This window comes from Pseudorhodoplanes sp., assembly GCF_059499825.1.
The window spans coordinates 151,865-172,559 of sequence record NZ_JCABZI010000020.1; the positions used below are offsets into that span (position 1 = coordinate 151,865).

Genomic DNA, 20,695 nt, shown 5'->3' on the forward strand with positions numbered 1-20,695 from the left:
AATCTGGCGTTAATTCAATAGTATAACTCAGGTTCACAAAAAGAAAGGGGAAGTCCATGCAATACTCTTCCAATATGTCTCGGCGTCAAATGCTGTTGTCTTCTGCTGCCGCGGCCGCGATAACGATAACTTCGACATCGTCGGCGCAGACGGCCGGCCCCGTGCGCGGGGGAACCTTGACGATCCATCCGTCATGGGAACCGCCCCAATTGGTCTCGTTCACGCATGTCGGCGCATTGTCGTTGAGCGCGAAGGTCACCGAAGGCCTGGTGTGGTTCGACCGTCAATTGAATCCTCAGCCGCAGTTGGCGACGGCCTGGACCGTGTCCGACGACAAGCTGACATATACGTTTCAACTGAGGCGCGGCGTCAAATGGCACGACGGTCGAGATTTCACCGCAGCCGATGTTGTGTACTCCATCAACACGCTGAAAACGAAGCATCCGCGCGGGCGCATCTCGTTCGCGCAGGTGATCGATGTCCAGGCGCCGGACGACTTCACGGTCGTGGTCAAGCTGGTCAAGCCGACGGCGTTCCTCATCATGGCCCTGTCGGCCGCCGAAAGCCCGATCGTTCCCCGGCACATCTATGAAGGTACGGACCCGACGCTCAACCCCGCCAACAACGCTCCGATCGGGACGGGCCCGTTCAGGTTCAAGGAATGGGTGCGCGGCAGTCACGCGTCCTATGTGCGCAACGAGGAATACTGGGACACGGGCAAGCCCTATCTGGACGGCATCATCGCCCGGTTCATCCCCGATTTTGCGTCGGTCGCGGCGGCGTTCGAAGCCGGCTCGCTGCATGCCGGGTTTCGCACGCCGGTTCCTCTCGCCGACATCGCTCGCCTGAGGAAACTGTCCATCCTGAATTTCGAGCGGGGTGGCTACGAATATTCGCCGCCCAACAGCATTCAGCTCGATTTCAATCTGGACCGCCCGACATGGGCGAACCACAGGGTTCGCCAGGCCATCGCGCATCTGATCGACCGGGACGCAATCTGCCGGGCCGTCTTCTTCGGCGAGGCGGTGCCTTCGCCATCGCCTGTCGTGCCTCAGCTGAAGGAGTTCCATAACCCCGCTCCTTCGCCCTATCCGTTCAACCTGGCCAAGGCGAAGCAATTGCTCGACGAGGCCGGTTTCAAGGCGGATGGCAAAGGGGCGCGACTTTCGGCGATCATCGACCTGCCGGCGGATGACTGGTTTCGCCGTCTCGCGGACTATCTCCGTGCGACGTTCGCCCAGGTCGGCATCGCTGTGCAAACGCGGCCGGCCGACTACGGCACGCTCGGGAAGCGCGTTTACGGCGATCGCGATTTCGACATGATGATCTCGTCCAGCAGCCCGCTTTGCGACCCGCAACTCGGGGTGCAGCGGCTCTACTGGTCCAAGAACTTCATCATCGGCGTGCCGTACTCCAATGCGACCCACTACAACAATCCCGAGGTCGACAAGCTGATGGAAGATGCTGCCGTCGAGGCGGATCAGGCGAAGCGGGTGGCGCTGTGGAAGCGCATGCAGGAGATCGTCATGGTGGAAGTGCCTTCCATCAATATCGCGATGCCGCTCTGGAGCACGGTCCACAACGTCAAAGCTCACGGGCTCGCCGACACGGCGTCGGGGTTCGAGGGCAACTTCGCGACGGTCTATCTGACCAAATAGACGTCGACCCATCGCCTCGCGGTTCGCCGCGGAGCGATGGCCGACGGCAACCTATGAAAGGCCATGTGCGGCATCTGCGCATGGCCTGTCCGTCACGCTTGTTCTCTTCATCGACCAGCCGCATGGCAGGAATGCATCTGAAATGAAACAGTCAGTAGATCCGATTACGTTGTCGGTCGTCGAATATCGCCTCTCTTCGATCGTCACGGAGATGGGAGAGGCGATGCTCAGGACATCCTACTCCCAGATCCTGAACTCGAGCCGGGATTTCTCGGTCGCGATCATGGATACGCAGAGCCGGTTGATCGCGCAGGCGGATCACATTCCGGTCCATGTCGGGGCCTTGCCCTGGGCCACGAAGGCCGTCGAGGCGCGCTTCGGCGATGTAGCTCCCGGCGACGTCTATCTGATGAACGACCCCTATCGCGGTGGCTCCCATCTCCCCGACCTGACGATCTTCGTTCCGGTTTTCGACAAGCTCGACCGGCTGTTCTGGACCGTGGTGCGGGCGCACCAGAGCGACATCGGCGGAGCGACGCATGGCGGCTACAACCCGTCCGCGACCGAAATCTGGCAGGAAGGCCTTCGCGTTCCGCCGATCAAGCTTTGCGAACGCGGTGTGCTGCGTGACGACATCCTCGACCTGCTGGCGCTGAACACGCGAAACGACAAGGATTTTCGCGGTGACCTTCTGGCCATGATCGGAGCCGCCAAGCTGGGGGAGAAGCGCGTTCTCAAGCTTCTCGACGAATGCGGCACGCCCATCGTGGTGCAAGCGATCGAGACGATCCTGGATTCGGCCGAACGAAGGGCTCGTGCGCTCGTCTCGAGCTGGAAGGATGGCGTCTTCCACGGCGAAGCGTTCCTGGACGATGACGGTCATGGCCGCTCCAATGTCCGCATCGCGGCCAAGGTCACGAAATCGGGCAGTTCGATCGTGATCGATCTGTCGGAGTCAGATCCGCAGACGACCGGCTTCGTGAACTCGCCTTATGCCAACATGTGGTCGGCCTGCATGATGGCGTTCGCGTTTCTGATCGATGCCGGCATTCCGAAGAACTCCGGCTCGTTCCGTCCGGTCGAGGTCGTCGCCAGGCAGGGAACCGTCGTCTGGGCGGACGAGGGCCGCCCGATTGGCCTGTGCACCAGCCACCCGTCGAACGAGATCATCGAAGCCGTCATGCGAGCCTTGTCGGAATGCTGCCCGGACAGGGCGATGGCCGGCTGGGGAAAACGCTTCCGCATCGCGCTGCAAGGAACCGACCCGCGCAGCGGCCGGGATTTCATCTGGCACCTCTTCCATGCCCGACCGGGCGGCGGAGCATCCATCGCCGGCGATGGCTGGTCCTCGATCGGCGAATGGCATTCGGCGGGCGGCTTGAAGTTCGGCAGCGTCGAGTTCGCGGAGACGCGGTTCCCGCTTCATTTCCGCCAGCATGAATTTCTGCCGGGCTCGGGCGGCGATGGCCGCTATCGCGGGGGGCTCGGCGTCGCGCTCGATCTGGTGGTGCAGACCGATGAGCCCGCCGTCGCCAACACGGCAGGCGACGGTGTCGTTCATGCGCCCTGCGGCATGCATGGCGGCATTGCGGGCTCTCCGCATGCCTACCGGCTCTTGTCCTCTCGCGCGGCGCCGCGTGACCTGAAGACCAAGGAAGTCGGCATCGTCGTGTCGCCCGGCGACGTTATCGAGATCCGCTCCAGCGGCGGCGGCGGTTGGGGGCCGCCGTCCCAGCGAGATCCGCGCGCAAGGGAGCGCGATCTGCTCGACGGTCTCGTCATCGCTCAGGGAGCCTGATCTGTGTATTCTTTCACTATTGGAATTGATGTCGGCGGAACGTTCACGGACCTCGTCTCGATCGACGAATCCGGTGCGACGATCATCGCGAAATCCCCGACGACGCCTGCCGACCAGTCCATCGGCGTGATGGCGGGCCTGGACGTCCTCGCCCATCGCCACGGATTGACGCTGCGCGAACTTCTCGGTCGGACCGAGCGCATCGTTCACGGCACGACGGCGGCGACGAATGCCCTGCTGGAGCGCAAGGGGGCCAAGACCGCCCTGTTGACCACCGCTGGCCATCGCGACGTGCTGGAAATGCGCGAGGGTCTGAAGGATGATCGCTACGATCTGCGCTCCGTTCCGCCCGAGCCTCTCGTGCCCCGCCATTTGCGGTTCGGCGTGAAGGAGAGGATGCAATCCAACGGCACCGTGCATGTGCCGCTAGACCAGGCGTCTCTCGGTGAGGCGATCGTCGCCGTCCGCGAATCCGGTGCTACCGCGGTCGCCGTCTGTTTCCTGCACGCCTACCGCAATCCCGCTCACGAACTCGAAGCCGTCGAGCGCCTGAAGCGGGAGCTGCCGGACGTCTACCTGTCCCGCTCCAGCGACGTGCTGCCCCAGATCCGGGAATACGAGCGCGTCTCGACGACCGTCGTGAACGCCTATGTCGGCCGCATCGTCGAGCGCTATCTGAACAATCTCCGCGATCGGCTGAAGGAAGCCGGGCTGACCGGCAGCCTGTTCATCATGCTTTCGCATGGCGGCATGGCGCCGGTCGAGGAGGCCGGGCGGCTGGCGGCGGCGACGGTTTTGTCCGGCCCCGCGGGCGGCGTCGCCGGAGCGCGGCGTTGCGCCCAGATGCTCGGCGTGCCCGATCTGATCCCCTTCGACGTCGGCGGCACCTCGACCGACATCTCGCTGATCGCGAACGCGCAAGCCTTCCTGTCCTCCGAGCGTGGACTGGCGGGGCAGCGGATCGCGCTGAAATCGCTCGACATCATGTCGATCGCGGCCGGCGGCGGCTCGATCGCCGGGTGGGGCGTCGGCGGAGGCTTCCATGTCGGGCCGGAAAGCGCCGGCGCCGTTCCCGGACCCGCCTGCTACGGCGGTGGCGGCGTCGCGGCCACCGTGACCGATGCGAATTTGATATTGGGCTATCTCGGCACGGAACGGCTGCTCGGAGGCAGCAAGCGCCTCGATGTCGCGGCAGCCCATGATGCCATCGACCGAGAGGCCGGCAGGCTAGGACTGACGCGCGAAGAGACGGCGCAGGGCATCTATCGGCTGGTCAATCTGCAGATGGCGGAGGGAGTCCGCCTGATGACCCTGCGGCGCGGGGTCGACCCGCGCAAATTCGCATTGCTGTCTTTCGGCGGCGCTGCCGGGCCGCATGCCGCCGACGTCGCCCGCGAACTGGAAATTCCCCGCGTCATCGTGCCGACGGTCGCCTCGGTGCTGTCCGCCTGGGGGATGCTGTCGAGCGACCTGCGTTACGAGACCGCCTGCACCCATGTGGGCGACAAGCACGCGCTCGACGACGAACGCATCCGTTCGGGCTTTGCCGAGATCGAACGCGACGCTCGCGAGCGGCTCGGAGGCTGGTACAAGGGCGATATCAGCATCGAACGGTCCGCCGAAATGCGTTACGGCGAGCAGGTCTTCGAGATCGACGTCCCGCTCGACGGGCTCGACTGGCACGCGCCCGACCTCGTGAACCGCATTCACGAGCGTTTCCATGCCCGTCACGAGGAGCTCTACACCTATGCGTCCCGCGATCAGGAGGTGATCTTGGTCAACGCCCGCGTCGCCGCCATCGGCACCGTGCCCGCACCGGCACAATTGTCCGAACACGCCTCTCCGCGAGCTGCCCGGACCATGACCGAGCGGACGATCTTCTCGGGTGGCGACTGGCGAATGGTGCCGGTCTATCAGATCGACAGCCTCGTGCCCGGAGAGACGATCGCCGGCCCGGCGGTCCTCGAAATGGAGACCACGACCATCATCGCCCATGCCGGCGACAGGGTCGTCGTCAACGCGATGAACTGGCTGGAGATCGAAATCGGCCAGGCCACGGTCGATCTCGAAGCCGCCGCTTGAAAAGCGGTCTGAACGCCATGAGGCGTTGAGAGCGGCGCGTGCGGGATCATTGATCCAGGCGCGCCTCGTCGGGGCCGGCAATCGCGCGCGCGGCCGAGATCGCGGCGGTCATGCAGATTACGCATCACCCTTGGAAGGGCGCATTGCCGATTGCTCGGGCGTGACCCGGGGGCGATGCCCCACTCTTCACACTCAGAAGCGGTCCGCGCGATAGGGTGTGGTATCCAGGAAGGGCTGCTCGCCCGTGATCAGTTCGGCGAGCAGCCGGCCGGTGGTCGGTCCGAGTGTCATGCCCTGGTGACCGTGGCCGAAGCCGCACCATAGCCCCGTGGTTCCAGGCAAGGGACCGATGACCGGGATCATGTCCGGCATGCACGGCCTGACGCCGGTCCATGGCGCGTCGTCCACGCGCTCCCTCAGCGGCAGGAGACGCCGTGCGATCGGTTCGGCACGCGCAAGCTGGACCGGGTTCGGCGCGCTGCCCTCTCGGGCGAACTCCACCCCCGTGGTCAAACGGACACCCCGGCTCATCGGAACGAACAGGAAGCGGCTGGCATGATCGACCAGGGGACGATTCAATGTCGCGCCCGGCGCCATCCGATAATGCATATGATAGCCGCGCTTGCCGAATAGCGGCGGCGCGTAACCGTACCGCCGCGTGATCTTCGCCGAGTCCACGCCCAGCGCCACGACCGCGTCGGAGCCCTCGACCACGCCGTCGCCGACCGGCAGACGCCAGCCCGAGCCCTTGCGTTCGAGCCTCTGCGCATCGGCCACGACGATCGTGCCGCCCATCTGCCGGAACAGCGCGACATAGGCGTCGATCAATGCGCCGGGGTCGCTCAGCGACAAAGAATCGGTCCAGTGGATCGCGCCGATGCGCTCGACCTGGAGATCGGGCTCCGCCCGCGCCAGTTCAGTGCCGTCGAGCAGGTCGAAGTTCACGCCGAACTCGCGCTTGGCCTGCTTGGCCACAACGAGTCCCGCATCGAGGTCTCCGGCGGAGCTATAGGTGCGCATCCACCCGGTCGGCCGCAGCAATGCCTTGGCGCCGGCGGCCTCGGCGAGATCGAGGTGCTCCTCGAGACAGGTCGCGATGAGCGCGGCTTCGCGCTTCACGACCTCCGCATAGGAGCCGGGAGCGGAGTTGCGCCAGTAGCGAAACAGCGTCGGCGCGAGGCGCAGCAACGCCAAGGGATCGTAGGTCACGTCGACGGCGCGATTTCCGGCAATCCGCAGCAGGTCCCGGATGTCGCGAGGGAACCGATAGGGAAACACCGCTTCGCGCTGGATGAGGCCGCCATTGCCGAAGGAGGCGCCGCTGCCCGGCGCGCTCCTGTCGGCCAGCACCACCGGGACACCCCGCCGCCGCAGATGGACGGCGGTGGAAAGGCCGACGATGCCGGCGCCGAGAACCAGGACTTGCTTGGCTGTCATGTCGTGTACGCCATGTGAGGCTTCGTCCGCATGCGAACGCTGTCATTACGGGCACAAGCCGGTCTCCCGCCAATGCAAACATTGCATTGGCGGGAGACCGGTTGGCGGGAATAAAATCTCGTCAATAAGGGGAACAAACCGCTTGGAAACGAAATGGCTCGAAGATTTTCTCGCTCTTGCCGAGACGGGAAACTTCACGCGTGCCGCGCAAGCGCGCAACGCGTCGCAAGCCGCCTTCAGCCGCCGCATCCAGGCGTTGGAGATGGCTGTGAATGCGAACCTCGTCGATCGTAGCATCTACCCGACCAAACTCACGCCCGCGGGGGAAGCCTTCCGCGCGAGGGCGGCCGAGATTCTGGCCCGGCTGCGTGAGGCCGTTCAGGATATATCGGCGGGCGGCCCGGGCGGGGCGCTTCGCATCGCCTTGCCCTCCGCATTGGGGGCGACTTTCGCCGGCCGCTGGCTGAAGCTGTGGGCGCCGGAAAAGCTGCGCTACAGCATAGAGCCCGGCGGCGTGCACGACATGTTCACGGCCTTGGCCTCGGGCCGTGCCGATTTGCTGATCACCTATTACAGCCCGCTGCAGCCGATCCAGATCGACCCGCAGCGCTTCGAAAGGCTGCTCGTCGGGCAGTCGCATGTGCGCCCCTATGCGCATCGCGATGTGCGCGATGCGCTGCGGTTTCCGGGGACGCCGAAGCGGCCTGTTCGGCTCCTCGATTTCCCGCCCACCGTCTATTTCGGCCGTCTGATCGAAACCATTATCGAGCGCGCTCCGCAAAAGCTTCATGCCGATCGTATCGTCGAATGCGAGATGGCGGACGTCCTGCGTGACGCGGCTCTATCAGGACTGGGCATCGTCTGGCTTCCGGCCTGCGTCGTCGATCCGATCGCTCACGCCGGGCTCGAGCCCGTCGATGACGGGTCCTGGACGCTGGATGTCGAGATCATGGCGTTCCGCGACAGGGAGTCGTCGAACCCGGCCTTATGCCGCTTATGGGAGCGCCTGAAGGCCGCTCCAACGCTCGTGCCGTCACCACACTGAACAAGGAAAAAGAGATCTCATGCGCTATCTGTCTTCATTCTCGCTCGTCGCCATTCTGCTCGTCGCGCCGGCCCATGCTGAGGAACTGACCGGAACATTGAAGAAGATTAAGGAGAGCGGAGCGATCACGCTCGGGACTCGCGACAGTTCCGTGCCGTTCAGCTACAATGACGAAAAGCAGAAGAACGTGGGCTATGCCATGGATATCTGCCTGAAGATCGTCGATGAGGTCAAAGCTGAGCTCAAGCTCGACAAGCTCGAGGTCAGGGAAAACATCGTCACGTCGTCCAGCCGGATCCCCTTGATGGCGAACGGCACGATCGACCTCGAGTGCGGCGCGACGACGAACAACGCCGACCGGCAAAAGCAGGTCGGCTTCACCAATACGCATTTCCTGACCGCGACCCGCTTCGTGTCCAAGAAAGCGCTGAAGATCGAGAAGATCGACGACCTCAAGGGCAAGTCGGTCGTCTCGGTGTCCGGCTCGACCAATCTGATCCAGCTCAACCGCGCCAACAGCTCGCGCTCGCTGGGCATCAATGTGTTGACCGCCAAGGATTCGGCGGAAGCCTTCCTGATGGTGGAGACCGACCGCGCTCAGGCCTTCGTCATGGACGATATCCTGTTGGCGACCTTCGTCGCTGCTTCGAAGGAGCCGTCGCTCTACGCTATCAGCGCCGAGACCATGTCCGATCCCGAGCCCTACGGCATCATGCTGCGCAAGGGCGACGACGCCTTCAAGGCCGTCGCCGACCGCGCGACGAGCAAGCTTTTCAAGAGCCCCGAGATCGTGAAAATCTACGACAAGTGGTTCACCGCGCCCATCCCTCCGCGCGGAATGAACATCAACGCGCCGATGCCGGACTCGATGAAAAAGTCGTTCCAGAACCCGTCGAACAATCCTGATCCGGCTTCTTACGCGGGCTGAACCCATGCAGTATAATTGGGATTGGAGCATCTTCTGGCAGATGTCCGCCAATGGCGACGGCACTTATCTCGAGATGCTGTCCAGAGGATTTTTGATCACGATCTATACTGCCGTTCTGGCCTGGTGCATCGCCTTGCCGCTTGGCTCGCTCATCGGCGTCTTGCGCACGATGCCCGGGCGCGCTGCGGCCGTCGTATCGGGCTTCTGGGTCGAGTACTTTCGCAACTGCCCCCTGCTCGTTCATCTGTTCCTGCTGTATTTCGTTCTGCCGGAACTTTTGCCCTTCGGGTGGGGGGCGTGGCTGAAGCAATTGCCCAATTCGGCCTTCGTCACGTCGGTCGCCGGGATCGGCCTGTTCATGTCGGCCCGCATCGCCGTTCAGGTGGAGGCCGGCATCCGCGCCTTGCCGCGTGGGCAGCGCGCCGCCGGCATGGCGCTCGGCCTCACGACGATCCAGAACTATCGCTATGTGCAGTTGCCCGTCGCCTACCGCATCATGCTGCCGGCGCTGACGAGCGACCTGATCAACACGATCAAGAATACGTCGGTGGCCCTGACGATCGGCTTGGTGGAGCTCACGGCTTCCGCGCGCGCCATGCAGGAGCTGTCCTACCAGGTATTCGAGGCCTACACCGCGGCGACGATCGTCTATGTCGCGATCAACCTGTCGGCGACGGCCCTCGCGGTCGCGCTCGAGCGCCGCCTGCGGCTTCCGGGGCATCGTTGACATGATGAACTTCGATTTCGACGTCGTCGTTAGCAATCTCCCCTATGTGATCTTCGAAGGCCTGCGCTTCACGGTGCTGCTGACGCTCATGTCAGCGCTCGGCGGCGTCGCCTTCGGCACGGTGCTGGCGTTGATGCGCCTGTCGAAGAACCGCGCTCTGGCGAGTTTCGCGGCCGGCTATGTCAATCTGGCCCGGTCGCTGCCGCTGGTGCTGGTGATCTTCTGGTTCTATTTCCTGGTCCCCTACATCGCCCAGTGGATCACGCGCAGCGAAAATCCCGTCCAGGTCGGCGCCTTGGCGTCGGCCCTCATCACCTTCATCGCCTTCGAGGCGGCGTTCTTCTGCGAGATCGTGCGCTCGGGCATCAACAGCGTCTCGAACGGCCAGATGATGGCGGGTCAGGCGCTGGGGCTGCGCAAGGCGCAGATCATGATCTACATCATCTTGCCGCAGGCATTCCGGGCGATGATGCCGGTGCTTCTGACGCAGACGATCATCCTCTTCCAGGACACGTCGCTCGTCTACGTGCTCGGCCTGACCGATCTGCTCGGAGCCGCCAGCAAGGTCGCCCAGCGCGACGGGCGTCTGGTCGAGATGTATGTGACGGCCGCCGTGATCTACATCGGCATCTCCTTCGTCGCGTCACGGCTCGTAAAGCGCCTGCAGTCTTCGATCGCGGTATCCCGTTGAGGTCATCATGAGCGACATCGTCATCGAGATGAAAGAGGTCTCCAAATGGTATGGAGGCTTCAAAGTGCTTAGTGACTGCTCGCTGCTGGTCAAGCGCGGCGAGGTCGTGGTGGTCTGCGGCCCCTCGGGCTCCGGCAAAAGCACATTGATCAAATGCGTCAACGCTTTAGAGCCGATCCAGCAGGGCGATATCAGCGTGGCCGGTACGAGCGTCTGCGCCAAGGGGACCGATTTGCCAAAACTGCGCGCCCGCGTCGGTATGGTGTTCCAGCACTTCGAGCTGTTCCCGCACATGTCGGTCCTCGACAATCTCTGCCTCGGGCAGACAAAGGTGCTTGGCCGTTCGAAAGAGGAGGCGCGCGAAAAGGGGCGTAAGCTTCTCGAACGCGTCGGCCTGACCACTCACGTGGACAAGTTTCCCGGCCAGATATCCGGCGGCCAGCAGCAGCGCGTCGCCATCGCCCGTGCGTTGGCGATGGATCCCATCGTCATGCTGTTCGATGAACCGACTTCCGCGCTCGACCCGGAAATGGTCAGCGAGGTGCTCGACGTCATGGTCGAACTTGCGCAGGGCGGAATGACGATGCTCGTCGTGACGCACGAGATGGGCTTCGCCCGTAAGGTGGCGCACCGCGTTGTCTTCATGGACGCCGGTGAGATTGTCGAAGATGCGGGCAAGACAGCCTTCTTCGAAGGCGCAAACAGCGAGCGCGCCCGCACGTTTCTCTCGAAAATCCTATCGCACTGAGATGGGATATCTTCAGTGCATTTCCGGCGAGGATTGAAGCGCTTATGAAGTGTTGCGGTACCCATGCTTGATTTCACCGCGGCCTGATTTCCGAGGTGATCGTCGAAGATGTCAGCGACGGCGGGCACTGAGCGATTATCCGCGCGGACTGATTTCGACTTTGGCGGATGGGCTGTCGGCGCGATCGTCGATCTCTTCACAAGCTGGATGCGCGATCTGCAATTGTCTGCCGTCAGCGCTCTTAAGACAGTTCAGGGTGTGCAGGGCGGTGACAAAACCATCAATTGGAGTGCCGCCGTTTGTGGTCGCGCGGGCGGCGTAAAAGTCGGCCACTGGATAGGCTGATCCCTTTTGGGGTTGGCGGGGATGTTCGCTGTGGAGGTCTACGCGGCGGTTGGTGATTTTTGTTTTCCTTCAGGGAAAGAGCCGTCGCGAGGCGGCGCGTGTTTTTGGTCTGAGCCACGAGACGATCGCAAAGATGTGCCGGTTTTCGCTGCCGCCGGGGTACACTCGAACGAAGCCTGCCGAGAAGCCGAAGCTCGGCCCGCTACTGCCGGTGATCGACGCGATCCTGGAGGCTGACCGGGGCGCGCCGGTGAAGCAGCGCCACACGGCGAAGCGGATTTTCGAGCGCTTGCGCGACGAGCATGGCTTTGCTGGCGGCTACACCGTAGTGAAGGATTATGTGCGGGTCGGCCGGACGCGAGGGCGCGAGACCTTCGTGCCGCTGGCGCATCCGCCCGGGCACGCCCAGGTCGATTTCGGCGAGGCGATCGCCGTGATCGACGGGGTCCGGCAGAAGATCCATTTCTTTTGCATGGACCTTCCGCAGTCGGATGCCTGCTTCGTGAAGGCCTATCCCCGCGAGACGACGGAAGCGTTCTTGGACGGGCACGTTTCGGCGTTTTGCTTCTTCGATGGGGTGCCGCTGTCGATCCTGTACGACAACACGCGCATCGCGGTGGCGAAGATCTGCGGCGACGGCAAGCGCGAGCGAAGTCGCGCCTTCACCGAACTGGGCAGCCATTGCCTGTTCCGGGACCGCTTCGGTCGTCCCGGCAAGGGCGACGACAAAGGCAAGGTCGAGGGGCTGGTGAAGTACGCCCGCTCGAGTTTCATTACGCTGATCCCGGTGGCGGCGAGCTTCGAGGCGCTGAACGCCAGACTGGCCGAGCAATGCGGGCTCCGGCAGGGCGAGCGCGCCGGACGGCATGCCGGGACGATTGGGGAACGGCTTGTCGCCGATCTGGCGGGGTTGCGCGACCTGCCGGCCGTGCCGCTGGAATTGTGCGAGAAGCGCAGCGGCCGGGTCTCATCGACCGCATTGGTCCGCTACCGCTCCAACGATTACTCGGTGCCGACCGCTATGGCTTCGAGGACGTTGTGGTGAAGGGCTTCGTCGACGCGGTCGTGATCCTGTGCCGCGGGGCCGAGATTGCCCGTCACCCGCGTTGCTACGGCGAAGGCATGTTCGTCTCCAACCCGCTGCATTATCTCGCTCTGATCGAGACCAAGCCCAATGCACTCGACCAGGCGGCGGCGCTGCAAGACTGGGCTCTGCCCGAGGTCTTCCAGCATCTGCGCCATCTGCTGGAGGCGTTGCCGCTTGAGGTCATGACCTTCGCCGTGACCGAGGCGATCACGCTCGGCGTTATCGGCTTCGACGCGGTCAAGCTGATCGCGCTGGCGCGGATCGAGCGCAGGCCAGCTCGTCTATCTGTCGGCCTATCCTCATCTGCCCAGGACGACGGTGAGGACGACCTCGGCTGCCGACTATGCCGTGCTCCTGCCGGAGGAAGCGGCATGACCGGCACCACCAGCGACGCGATGCCAACGGAAACGACTAGCGGCACGCCCCAGGTCCTCTTGGCCCACCATCTCAAGCAGCTCAAACTGCCGACGGTGCTGCGCGAGTATGACAAGGTCGCCCGCGAATGCGCGCGTGATGGTGTCAATCATCCCCGCTATCTGCTGCGCCTGATCGAGCTAGAACTCCTTGATCGCGAGCGCCGCACGGTCGAGCGGCGCATCCGGGCAGCGCGGTTCCCGGCGGTGAAGAGCTTCGACACCTTCGACTTCACCGCCATCCTTGGCCTCAACAAGATGCTCGTGCTGGAGCTGGCGCGCTGCGGTTATCTCCTGCGCCGTGAGAACATCATCGCGCTCGGCAACAGCGGTACCGGCAAAACCATGTCGCGCTGGCGCTTGGGCTGGCGGCTTGCCAGAAGGGCTCTCCGTCACGTTCACGACGGCGGCCTCGCTGGTCAACCAGTTGCTGGAGGCGCGCGACGAGCGCCGCCTGCTCAAGCTTCAGCGCGATCCGCAGGCGGTCAAGCTGCTGATCGTCGACGAACTCGGCTATGTTCCGTTGTCGCCGATTGGTGCCGAACTCCTGTTCGAGACGTTCTCGCAGCGCTATGAGCGCGGCTCGACCATCGTTACCTCGAACCTACCCTTCGAGGACTGGACCTCGATCCGGGGATCGGAGTGTCTCACGGGCGCGCTGCTCGACCGGCTCACCCACCACGTCAGCATCCTCGCCATGAACGGCGACAGCTATCGGCTGAAGCAATCCGCCGGCCGACGGCGTAGCCTCGCCGTGGCGGAGCAAAACCAGGCCACTGCTGAGCACGTCGATCCCGAAACCGGAGAGATCACCACAGGCTAATAAGAAACGAGCAGGACGATATGCAAAGGGCCCCGATCGGGGCCCTTTGCATATCGTCCTCCCGGGCCGCCACTGGCCTGCTTTTACTCTGCCCCGATGGCCTGGAATCCGACCGCCGTTGACACCGTGTCATCGCCTTTCCGACGATCACTCTGACATCAGGCGAAGGCGAAATCAGGCAGCAAACACTACTGCACTTCACGAGCAGTTTGATCCGTGCCGGAAATCCCCTGAGCCGAGTCTATCCAGCTTTGCCGGGACGGCGCTCGCCACCGCCGGATCTGCGGTCGCCATCACCGCTTCAAGGCCGGCGACCCGGTTGCTGTGAGGTCAAGGTAGCGGGTCACGGAACGTCAAGGTCGAGAAGCCGCACGGCATTCTCGGACGTTATCGTTCTGATTTCGGCCTCTGTATAACCAAGTCGAAGGCACATATCGATCGCCTGCCGCATGCCATCGATCGGATTGACAGTTCCAGCCTGGCCTAGGTCGCTGCACAGGATCGTGCGGTCCACGCCGGCCGCGTCGATCTGCTTGCGCAAATCGTCTTCCGAGAAAATTTTGAACTTCGAGCCTTCGACGAACAATCCCATGGAATGTTCGATATAGGCTCCCAGAGCCGCCAGTCCCGCCACGTCCTCGAGTGATGCGCCGATGACCTCCTCGGGGTGATTCACGATGAGCCGCTCCACACCACGCTTTTTCGCCTCTTCGAACAGCGTCCAGATCTCACCGACATGCAGATGTCCGGCTGCCAGCGTCATGGCCGTCCTTGCGACGATATCAAGGATCTCCTTGACATCGTCGCGCAGGCTCCTGTCCGGGTTCAGGACCGACAGAGGCATCGCGGGTCTGCTCCCGTTGCCGACGCCGGGATGGGCGAAATGCGCTGTTCTCTGCCACCGAATATGGTTTTCCGCAGCCAGCGTCGGCATCCAGACGATCTTTCCACCCATCGATGCGGTGTGCTCGACGGCGTAGGGGTTGAAGCCGCCGACCGTATTGTTCAAGACTATGCCGGAAAATATCTGCGTCGAGAGCTCGGAGAAGTTTTTCCGCACAAGCTCCGCGGTGGCGACGCCACTATAGTCGTGGTCTTTCGTGACAACGGCACGGTAACCTGCCGCAGACGCCAGCCGAAGTAGTTCGACATGGTCCAGGCCCCGGGCGGCAGCCGATGGTCCGCTGTGGATATGAGGATCGACGCAGCCTCTCAGCAATTCAGACGCCGTCGTGTTCGATCGTGATGTGGCCACGCCGTATCTCCTCGCCTGAGCGCGGCGGCCGACCCCCATGACGCCCTGCTCAGGCGCTGTCGCGTCGCCCCGGCCAACCTATCGTTAAACATTGCAAAAAAATATTTTTATGCAATAAAAAGATTTCAAAAACGGCCTTGAGTGCGGCGAAAAACAATCTTCGGAGGCGGAACCGACATGACGGCAGGCGTGTCCGGGCTGCTCTGCCAGTCCGGTTGCTCGCGATCGCCGAGAGCGCCTTGCCTGCCGATCAAGATGTCGGGCGGAACCCGCGCATGAAGGCATGGGACTGCTGACGACGGCGAAACGCGGATGAAGACGACATCGACGACGTCGCGTCCTAAAATGCCTGACGGTATAGCGCGCTCAAATAGAATAAAATAACGCAGAACTGGAGGAAAAGATGAGTGCTGTTGCTGAAAATTCTTCCGGAACAACTGATGTGAAAACTCAAGCGATCATAGCCGGAATTGTCGGAAATGTTCTGGAGTGGTACGATTTTGCGATATACGCTTTTCTCGTTCCGATCATCTCGCAGATATTCTTTCCGACCACATCGCCTGCGAACGCGGTTCTTTTTTCTTTGGCGGTGTTCGGGTCGGGATTTGTCATGCGTCCGGCCGGCGCAATCGTGTTCGGAATCTGGGCCGATAGGTTCGGTCGCCGCTCGGCTCTGTCGGCGGTCATGATCGTCATGGGGTTGGCGACCTTCGGGATCGGCCTGATCCCGACTTATGGGTCGATCGGCATCCTTGCGCCGATTCTGCTGGTTTGCCTTCGCCTGCTGCAGGGGCTGGCCTCCGGCGGTGAATGGGGCGGCTCGGCTTCGTTCATGGTCGAGTATGCGCCTCTGGCCAAACGGGGCTTCTACGGGAGCTGGCACGTCGCGGGGCTCGCGCTTGGGATTTTGCTCGGCTCGCTTTTCGTCTCCGCGCTGACCGCCGCCGTCGGGACGCCGGCGATCTCCGCCTGGGCCTGGAGACTGCCTTTCCTGTTCGGCGTCGTGGTTGCGCTCGTCGGCCTGTTCATCCGTCTTAAACTTCCCGAAACGCCTCATTACGCCGAGGCGGAAGCCAAGGGCGAGATCGACCAGACGCCGCTTCGGTCGGTCTTCAGAAACGATCTCGGGACAGTCCTGCTCGCCTTCTCGATCACGACCTTCCAGGCGATCACGTCCTGGCTGCTTCTGACCTATATGGTGACGTACCTCACCACGGTCGCCGGCCTGCCGTTCCAGACAGCTTTGATGATCAATACGGTTGGCTTGGTTGTGCTGATCGCGGCGATCCTGGCTTCGGGCGCGCTGTCCGACAGCTTCGGCCGAAAGCCGTTGATGATCGCCTCGTGCATCCTGATCTTCATCGCCGCGATCCCGGGCTTCATGGGCATCCTAAGTGGATCGACGGCGATCATCGTCTTGTCGTATTGCGCGCTGCTCGTCAGCTTCTCGCTTTATGCCGGCGCTATGGGGGCCGCGATGGTCGAGCTTTTCCCAACCTCCGTTCGGGTCACCGGCCTGTCGATCGCCTATAATTCGGCGCATGTGATCTTCGGCGGCTTTGCTCCCCTGATCGCCCAGTCCCTGGTCAACATCACCGGAAACTCACTCGCTCCGACCGGCTACATGATGGCTGGCGCGGTCGTGTCACTGTTGGCTCTCATGAAAGCCCGCGAAACCGCCTTTACGCCATTGCGGTGAATGCGCGTGGGACAGGCGGGGCCCGGCCGTGGCGCCCGGCCTTGCGCCGTGTCAGGGGTTCGACCGATCCGACGAAGCGATCGACCTGATCGCTCGGCTACCCGTTCTTCATGCACAGCCAGTCGAGGATGGTCTTCATCGTCGAGTTGAAGTGCTCGGTCAGGATCAGGCTGGCGGCTTCCAGGTCGCGCACCACGACGGCTTGCGCGAGCGCATGATGTTCCGCCGCGATATCGCGGGTGCCGTGGACCAGCGTGTGGCAAAGGCGGCGATAACGCTCCGATTGATCGAAGAGGAGTTCGCGGATGCGTAGAAGCCAGGGGCTCTGGCACCCTGCGACGAGCGCGGAGTGATAGGCGCCGTGAGCGGCGGCCCACTCCGGCGACGGCGCCTCCATGTCGTCATAGGTCGGCGTCCTCGACAGCTGATGCAGCGTCGCGAAAATCTGCCCCTCCTATGCGATCGAGCCGTGACTCATCGACTCCCGAAGCGCGATCGTCTCGATCTGGATGCGCGTCCAGGTGATGTCTTTGATCTCGTCGATCGAGACTTCCGAGACCCGGAACCCGTGCTGGGCCTTGGCCGTGACCAGGCTTTCAGCGGTCAGGCGCGACAGCGCTTCGCGAACCGCACCCGGATTGACGCTCAACTGCTCCGCAAGTGCTGCGATCCGCAGCTTGGACCCCGGAGCCAGGACCCCTTCGACGATGTTCCGGCGCAGGCGGATGACCGTCGCTTCGGTCAGGCTGCCCGATTCTCCCGTTTGCCGATTCTCAAACAAGGTCGATCAGCGCCTATGTGACGCCTGTCCCGCTCGGAGGGACCGACGTTCTGACGCTGCCAATGCTGATCTACTCAGCAGGTCAGCGCAAGTTTCAACACGGGCTTTGCCGGCGCGCTGGGTGTTGTACTGCTCTGCGTCTCGCTGCTGATCATCTTTTACGACAACAAGATGATCTTCAAACCTTCGATCAAATATCGGCCGCGATGCCTCGCAGGAAGAGCTCGACGGCCGAAGTTACCATCCGATCGATTTCTGGCCAATGCGGCGCGTCATCGACGCGAAACAGCAGGCGGGTACGGGTCGGGGCGATGACGAGCGAAGCGTACTGCCCGGCCGCGAGATCGCAATCCGCGCAATCGATCTCTCCGGCATCGGCGCGCTCCTGAAGGAAGGCTTCAAGTGCCCTGTGAGCCATCGCCGGCCCCTGTTCGAAATACCGCCTGCTGACGGACGGAAAGCGGAGCGCTTCGCCGACGCAAAGGCGGTGCAACGCAACGACCTCGGGCGCGAGCACGGCACGCGAATAGTGATGGGCGTGATTGCGCAGCACCTCGGCGATCGGCCGACCCCGTGCATCCTCGCTCACCAGCGGCTCGATCAGCCGTGCGCAAGCGGTTTCGAGGATGTGCAGGAAAAGCCGTTCCTTGTCGCCGAAATGGGCGTAGATCGTCGGCTTCGAAACACGGGCGCGACGCGCGATTTCATCGACGCTGACGCCGGCAAAACCATGCGCGACGAACAGATCCTTGGCGACCATCGCCACGCGTTCGCGCGGGGAGTTCGCTAAGCGCTTCGGCTTCACCGACATTTGGGCTGTCATGCGGCGGCGACGCTGTTCCTGGCGATGAAGGAGATCACGGCCGCATCGAACTCGCGCGGCTTCTCGATGTTCACGAGATGACCGGCGCCGGGAATGATCGTTAGCTCGGCTCCGGGGATCAGAGCCGCAATCTCGCGCGCCATCTCGGGCGTCGTGAGTTGATCCTCGCCTCCGCAGACGACATGCGTCGGCACCGCGATCTCGCCGAGCCTGTCATGGGTGCCGGTGCGCACCGAGGCTTCGATGCTCTTGATGTAACTCTCCTTGTGAAGGCGGCTCATGCTGTCGATCAGTTTGTCCAGCGCCTCCTGGCTCGCATTGGCGCTGACCAGCGTCTTCGCCACGGGACCGGCGATGTCCTTGGGCTCGCCGCCGTTCACCAGCGGCTCCTTCCTCAGGCGGATGAACTCGGCCTTCTTTGCCTCGCTGAAATGCGAAAAGCCGCGATGCGTGTCGCAGAGCGAGAGCGTCAGGACGCGCTCGGGATAGGTCTCCACGAAATCCATGGCGATCCGCCCGCCCATGGACAGGCCGACGATATGGGCCTTGGCGGCGCCGAAATGGTCGAGCACGCGAGCCAGATCATGGGAGAAATCGCGGAAGACCAAGTCGCCCTCGTAGTCGTCGCTTTCCCCATAGCCGCGTGCGTCCCAGGCAACTGCATGAAAACGCCCGGCGAAGGCCGGCAGGTTGTCGTGCCAGTTGCGCTTGTTGCCGCCGATACCGTGCATGAGGACGACGAGGTCGCCCTCACCGGCGTGATCTACGGCGATGAATGGCGCCGGCCCGATGCGGGTTGTCGTCAAGGCTGTCATGAGGTTCCTCCCTGATTGCGCGAATAGGCCTGCGCCAGCGGACGCAGCAGCAGCCGGTCCAGCGCGAAGACGATAACGACGATGACGAGGCATATGGCGAAGAGCATCGCGGCGTTGGCGTTGGACTGCGCCTGAACGAGCAGGTAGCCGAGCCCGGTCTGGGCTCCGAAGAGTTCGGCCACGAGCGCGATCTTCCAGGCGATCCCCGTCGCAACGCGCAGACCGGCGATCAGGAAGGGCGCGAGCAGCGGCAGCGTGACCTTCGTGAAACTGAGCCAGCGACGCCGTGTGAAGCTGCGGCCCATCTCCTCCAGTTCGCGGTCGATCTGCCGGAACCCCTCAAGCACGGCGATAAGGCAGAAGGGCAGCACGATCGCGACTTGGATGAAGACGACGGTGCCGTTCGAGACGCCGAACCACGTCACGCCGAGGATCGCCCAGCCGATGCCGGGAAACGAGTTCAGCACGAGCAGGATGCGCGCCTCCAGAACCAGCGCGAAGAGCTCGGAGCCCCGCGCCGCCAGCCCGAGGCCGATCGCCAGCGCCATGGTGAGCACGAGCGCTGCCATGATCCGGGCGAAGCTGACGCCGACATGAACGAACAGCGAGGGCTCGATGAGGAGCGTGGCGAAGGTCTGCAGCACGTCCCACGGCCCGGGCAGCACGAAGGCGGGCAATCCCCGCGCTGTCGACCACCACAGCAGAACAAAGAGCAGGATCGCGCCCTCGGCAAAGCCGTGCGAGATCAAATTGGCGGCGCCTGCACGGGCTGTTGGCGGCTCAATCATGGCGATAACGCCTGTCGAGCCGGCGCTGCAGCGGCCGGAGCAGCACGGTTTCCGTCAGCGCCACGAACAAGATGATGAAGACGATCACGGCGAAGATCGTCTCGGTGTCGAATTCCTGCCGCGCCGTGTTGAGCAGGTAGCCGACGCCTACGTTCCCGCCAAAGAGCTCGGCCGTGAGCACGACCTTCCAGGCGACGCCGAAACCGGTCCGCAATGCGGCGAAGACGTAAGGTACGAGCATCGGAACGATCAGCGTCCGGATTTGGTGCAGCCGACTGCGCGTTAGGCTACGACCGAGCTCGACAAGCTCGCGATCGAGTTCGTTCAGACCGGTCCTGATGTTGATGGTCGTGAACGGCGTCAGGATAAGCGTGACCGCGAAGACGACCGTCAAGCTGTTGATCCCGAACCAGAGGATCGCGAGGAAGAGCCAGCCTATCCCCGAAAAGGCATTGAGGAACGGGGTTACCCTCGCATCGATCAACAGGCGCAGCATCGGCACCGCATAGGCGACGACTGCGAGCACGCCGCCGATCAGGAACGACAGGACGAGCGCGGCGGCGACATGGCAAAGCGAAGCCAGGAGTTGCACGGTCAGGGTGGGGTCGGTCAGGAACTGCGCCATGCGCTGCAGCACGTGCCAGGGGCCCGGAAGCAGATAGGCCGGCACCAGTTGCGCATAGCCCCACCACGCCGCCACGAAGACGAGGGTGAAACCGTGCAACACGATGTCGCGCCGCAACAAGCGCCAG

General features: G+C 63.1%; 18 protein-coding genes and 2 pseudogenes. 11 read left to right on the forward strand and 9 right to left on the reverse strand.

Translation table 11 applies throughout. From position 1 onward, the window contains the following. Window positions 1-209 precede the first annotated feature (209 nt). The 3 genes from AC5I5I_RS24755 (at window position 210) to AC5I5I_RS24765 (ending at window position 5,538) form a co-directional block, all read left to right on the forward strand. Window positions 210-1,658, forward strand: a complete 1,449-nt coding sequence (locus AC5I5I_RS24755; RefSeq protein WP_495977620.1) for an ABC transporter substrate-binding protein — start codon at window positions 210-212, stop codon at window positions 1,656-1,658. A gap of 142 nt (window positions 1,659-1,800) precedes the next feature. Then, window positions 1,801-3,456 (forward strand): hydantoinase B/oxoprolinase family protein, encoded by a 1,656-nt coding sequence (locus tag AC5I5I_RS24760; RefSeq protein WP_495977622.1) that lies wholly within the window; start codon window positions 1,801-1,803, stop codon window positions 3,454-3,456. A 3-nt stretch (window positions 3,457-3,459) separates the two neighbouring features. Next, window positions 3,460-5,538: a hydantoinase/oxoprolinase family protein gene (locus tag AC5I5I_RS24765; RefSeq protein WP_495977624.1), complete on the forward strand. Its 2,079-nt coding sequence runs from the start codon at window positions 3,460-3,462 to the stop codon at window positions 5,536-5,538. A 192-nt stretch (window positions 5,539-5,730) separates the two neighbouring features. Here AC5I5I_RS24765 and AC5I5I_RS24770 read toward each other — a convergent pair whose 3' ends face one another. Beyond that, window positions 5,731-6,975, reverse strand: coding sequence for an NAD(P)/FAD-dependent oxidoreductase (locus AC5I5I_RS24770; RefSeq protein ID WP_495977626.1), 1,245 nt, complete (start codon window positions 6,973-6,975; stop codon window positions 5,731-5,733). A gap of 142 nt (window positions 6,976-7,117) precedes the next feature. Here AC5I5I_RS24770 and AC5I5I_RS24775 point away from each other — a divergent pair, with 142 nt between their 5' ends. Genes AC5I5I_RS24775 through AC5I5I_RS24795 form a run of 5 tightly spaced genes read left to right on the forward strand, consistent with a single transcriptional unit; the run spans window position 7,118 to window position 11,114 of the window. After that, window positions 7,118-8,020: a LysR family transcriptional regulator gene (locus tag AC5I5I_RS24775; protein WP_495977628.1), complete on the forward strand. Its 903-nt coding sequence runs from the start codon at window positions 7,118-7,120 to the stop codon at window positions 8,018-8,020. A 19-nt stretch (window positions 8,021-8,039) separates the two neighbouring features. Continuing rightward, complete coding sequence (locus AC5I5I_RS24780; protein ID WP_495977630.1) at window positions 8,040-8,948, forward strand: amino acid ABC transporter substrate-binding protein; 909 nt, start codon at window positions 8,040-8,042, stop codon at window positions 8,946-8,948. A gap of 4 nt (window positions 8,949-8,952) precedes the next feature. Beyond that, a complete protein-coding gene (locus tag AC5I5I_RS24785) occupies window positions 8,953-9,675 on the forward strand; it encodes an amino acid ABC transporter permease (protein WP_495977632.1) in 723 nt (240 codons plus the stop codon). Window position 9,676: 1 nt separating this feature from the next. After that, a complete protein-coding gene (locus AC5I5I_RS24790) occupies window positions 9,677-10,366 on the forward strand; it encodes an amino acid ABC transporter permease (RefSeq protein WP_495977634.1) in 690 nt (229 codons plus the stop codon). Between the two features lie 7 nt (window positions 10,367-10,373). Then, on the forward strand, window positions 10,374-11,114 hold the full coding sequence (locus AC5I5I_RS24795) for an amino acid ABC transporter ATP-binding protein (RefSeq protein ID WP_495977636.1): 741 nt from the start codon (window positions 10,374-10,376) through the stop codon (window positions 11,112-11,114). A gap of 135 nt (window positions 11,115-11,249) precedes the next feature. Here AC5I5I_RS24795 and AC5I5I_RS24800 read toward each other — a convergent pair whose 3' ends face one another. Then, window positions 11,250-11,447 carry a hypothetical protein gene (locus AC5I5I_RS24800; protein ID WP_495977638.1) on the reverse strand — a complete coding sequence of 66 codons (198 nt, stop codon included), beginning with the start codon at window positions 11,445-11,447 and terminating at the stop codon, window positions 11,250-11,252. 33 nt (window positions 11,448-11,480) lie between these two features. Between AC5I5I_RS24800 and istA the strand changes: the two are divergent. Together istA and istB are read left to right on the forward strand one after the other, a co-directional pair. Next, window positions 11,481-12,921: pseudogene (gene istA / locus AC5I5I_RS24805) on the forward strand (IS21 family transposase). A 20-nt stretch (window positions 12,922-12,941) separates the two neighbouring features. Beyond that, window positions 12,942-13,782, forward strand: a pseudogene (gene istB / locus AC5I5I_RS24810) (IS21-like element helper ATPase IstB). Between the two features lie 343 nt (window positions 13,783-14,125). Here istB and AC5I5I_RS24815 read toward each other — a convergent pair. Next, window positions 14,126-15,037: a DUF6282 family protein gene (locus AC5I5I_RS24815; RefSeq protein WP_495977639.1), complete on the reverse strand. Its 912-nt coding sequence runs from the start codon at window positions 15,035-15,037 to the stop codon at window positions 14,126-14,128. A gap of 403 nt (window positions 15,038-15,440) precedes the next feature. Between AC5I5I_RS24815 and AC5I5I_RS24820 the strand changes: the two genes are divergently transcribed. Beyond that, the gene (locus tag AC5I5I_RS24820) at window positions 15,441-16,736 is read left to right on the forward strand and encodes an MFS transporter (protein WP_495977641.1); all 1,296 of its coding nucleotides are present in this window, start codon (window positions 15,441-15,443) and stop codon (window positions 16,734-16,736) included. 97 nt (window positions 16,737-16,833) lie between these two features. On the opposite strand, the gene AC5I5I_RS24825 is transcribed toward AC5I5I_RS24820, so the two are convergent. The 6 genes from AC5I5I_RS24825 to AC5I5I_RS24850 all read right to left on the reverse strand — a co-directional run bounded on the left by AC5I5I_RS24825 (window position 16,834) and on the right by AC5I5I_RS24850 (window position 20,685). Further along, window positions 16,834-17,133, reverse strand: coding sequence for an FCD domain-containing protein (locus AC5I5I_RS24825; RefSeq protein WP_495977643.1), 300 nt, complete (start codon window positions 17,131-17,133; stop codon window positions 16,834-16,836). Between the two features lie 57 nt (window positions 17,134-17,190). Next, window positions 17,191-17,517: a GntR family transcriptional regulator gene (locus AC5I5I_RS24830; protein ID WP_495977645.1), complete on the reverse strand. Its 327-nt coding sequence runs from the start codon at window positions 17,515-17,517 to the stop codon at window positions 17,191-17,193. Between the two features lie 190 nt (window positions 17,518-17,707). Beyond that, window positions 17,708-18,328, reverse strand: coding sequence for a TetR/AcrR family transcriptional regulator (locus AC5I5I_RS24835; RefSeq protein WP_495977647.1), 621 nt, complete (start codon window positions 18,326-18,328; stop codon window positions 17,708-17,710). An 8-nt stretch (window positions 18,329-18,336) separates the two neighbouring features. Then, window positions 18,337-19,155, reverse strand: coding sequence for an alpha/beta fold hydrolase (locus tag AC5I5I_RS24840; RefSeq protein WP_495977649.1), 819 nt, complete (start codon window positions 19,153-19,155; stop codon window positions 18,337-18,339). Next, window positions 19,152-19,943, reverse strand: coding sequence for an ABC transporter permease (locus AC5I5I_RS24845; RefSeq protein WP_495977651.1), 792 nt, complete (start codon window positions 19,941-19,943; stop codon window positions 19,152-19,154). Before AC5I5I_RS24845 ends, AC5I5I_RS24840 begins: the two co-directional genes overlap by 4 nt. Beyond that, the gene (locus AC5I5I_RS24850; RefSeq protein WP_495977653.1) at window positions 19,936-20,685 is read right to left on the reverse strand and encodes an ABC transporter permease; all 750 of its coding nucleotides are present in this window, start codon (window positions 20,683-20,685) and stop codon (window positions 19,936-19,938) included. Before AC5I5I_RS24850 ends, AC5I5I_RS24845 begins: the two co-directional genes overlap by 8 nt. Between the last annotated feature and the right edge of the window lie 10 nt (window positions 20,686-20,695).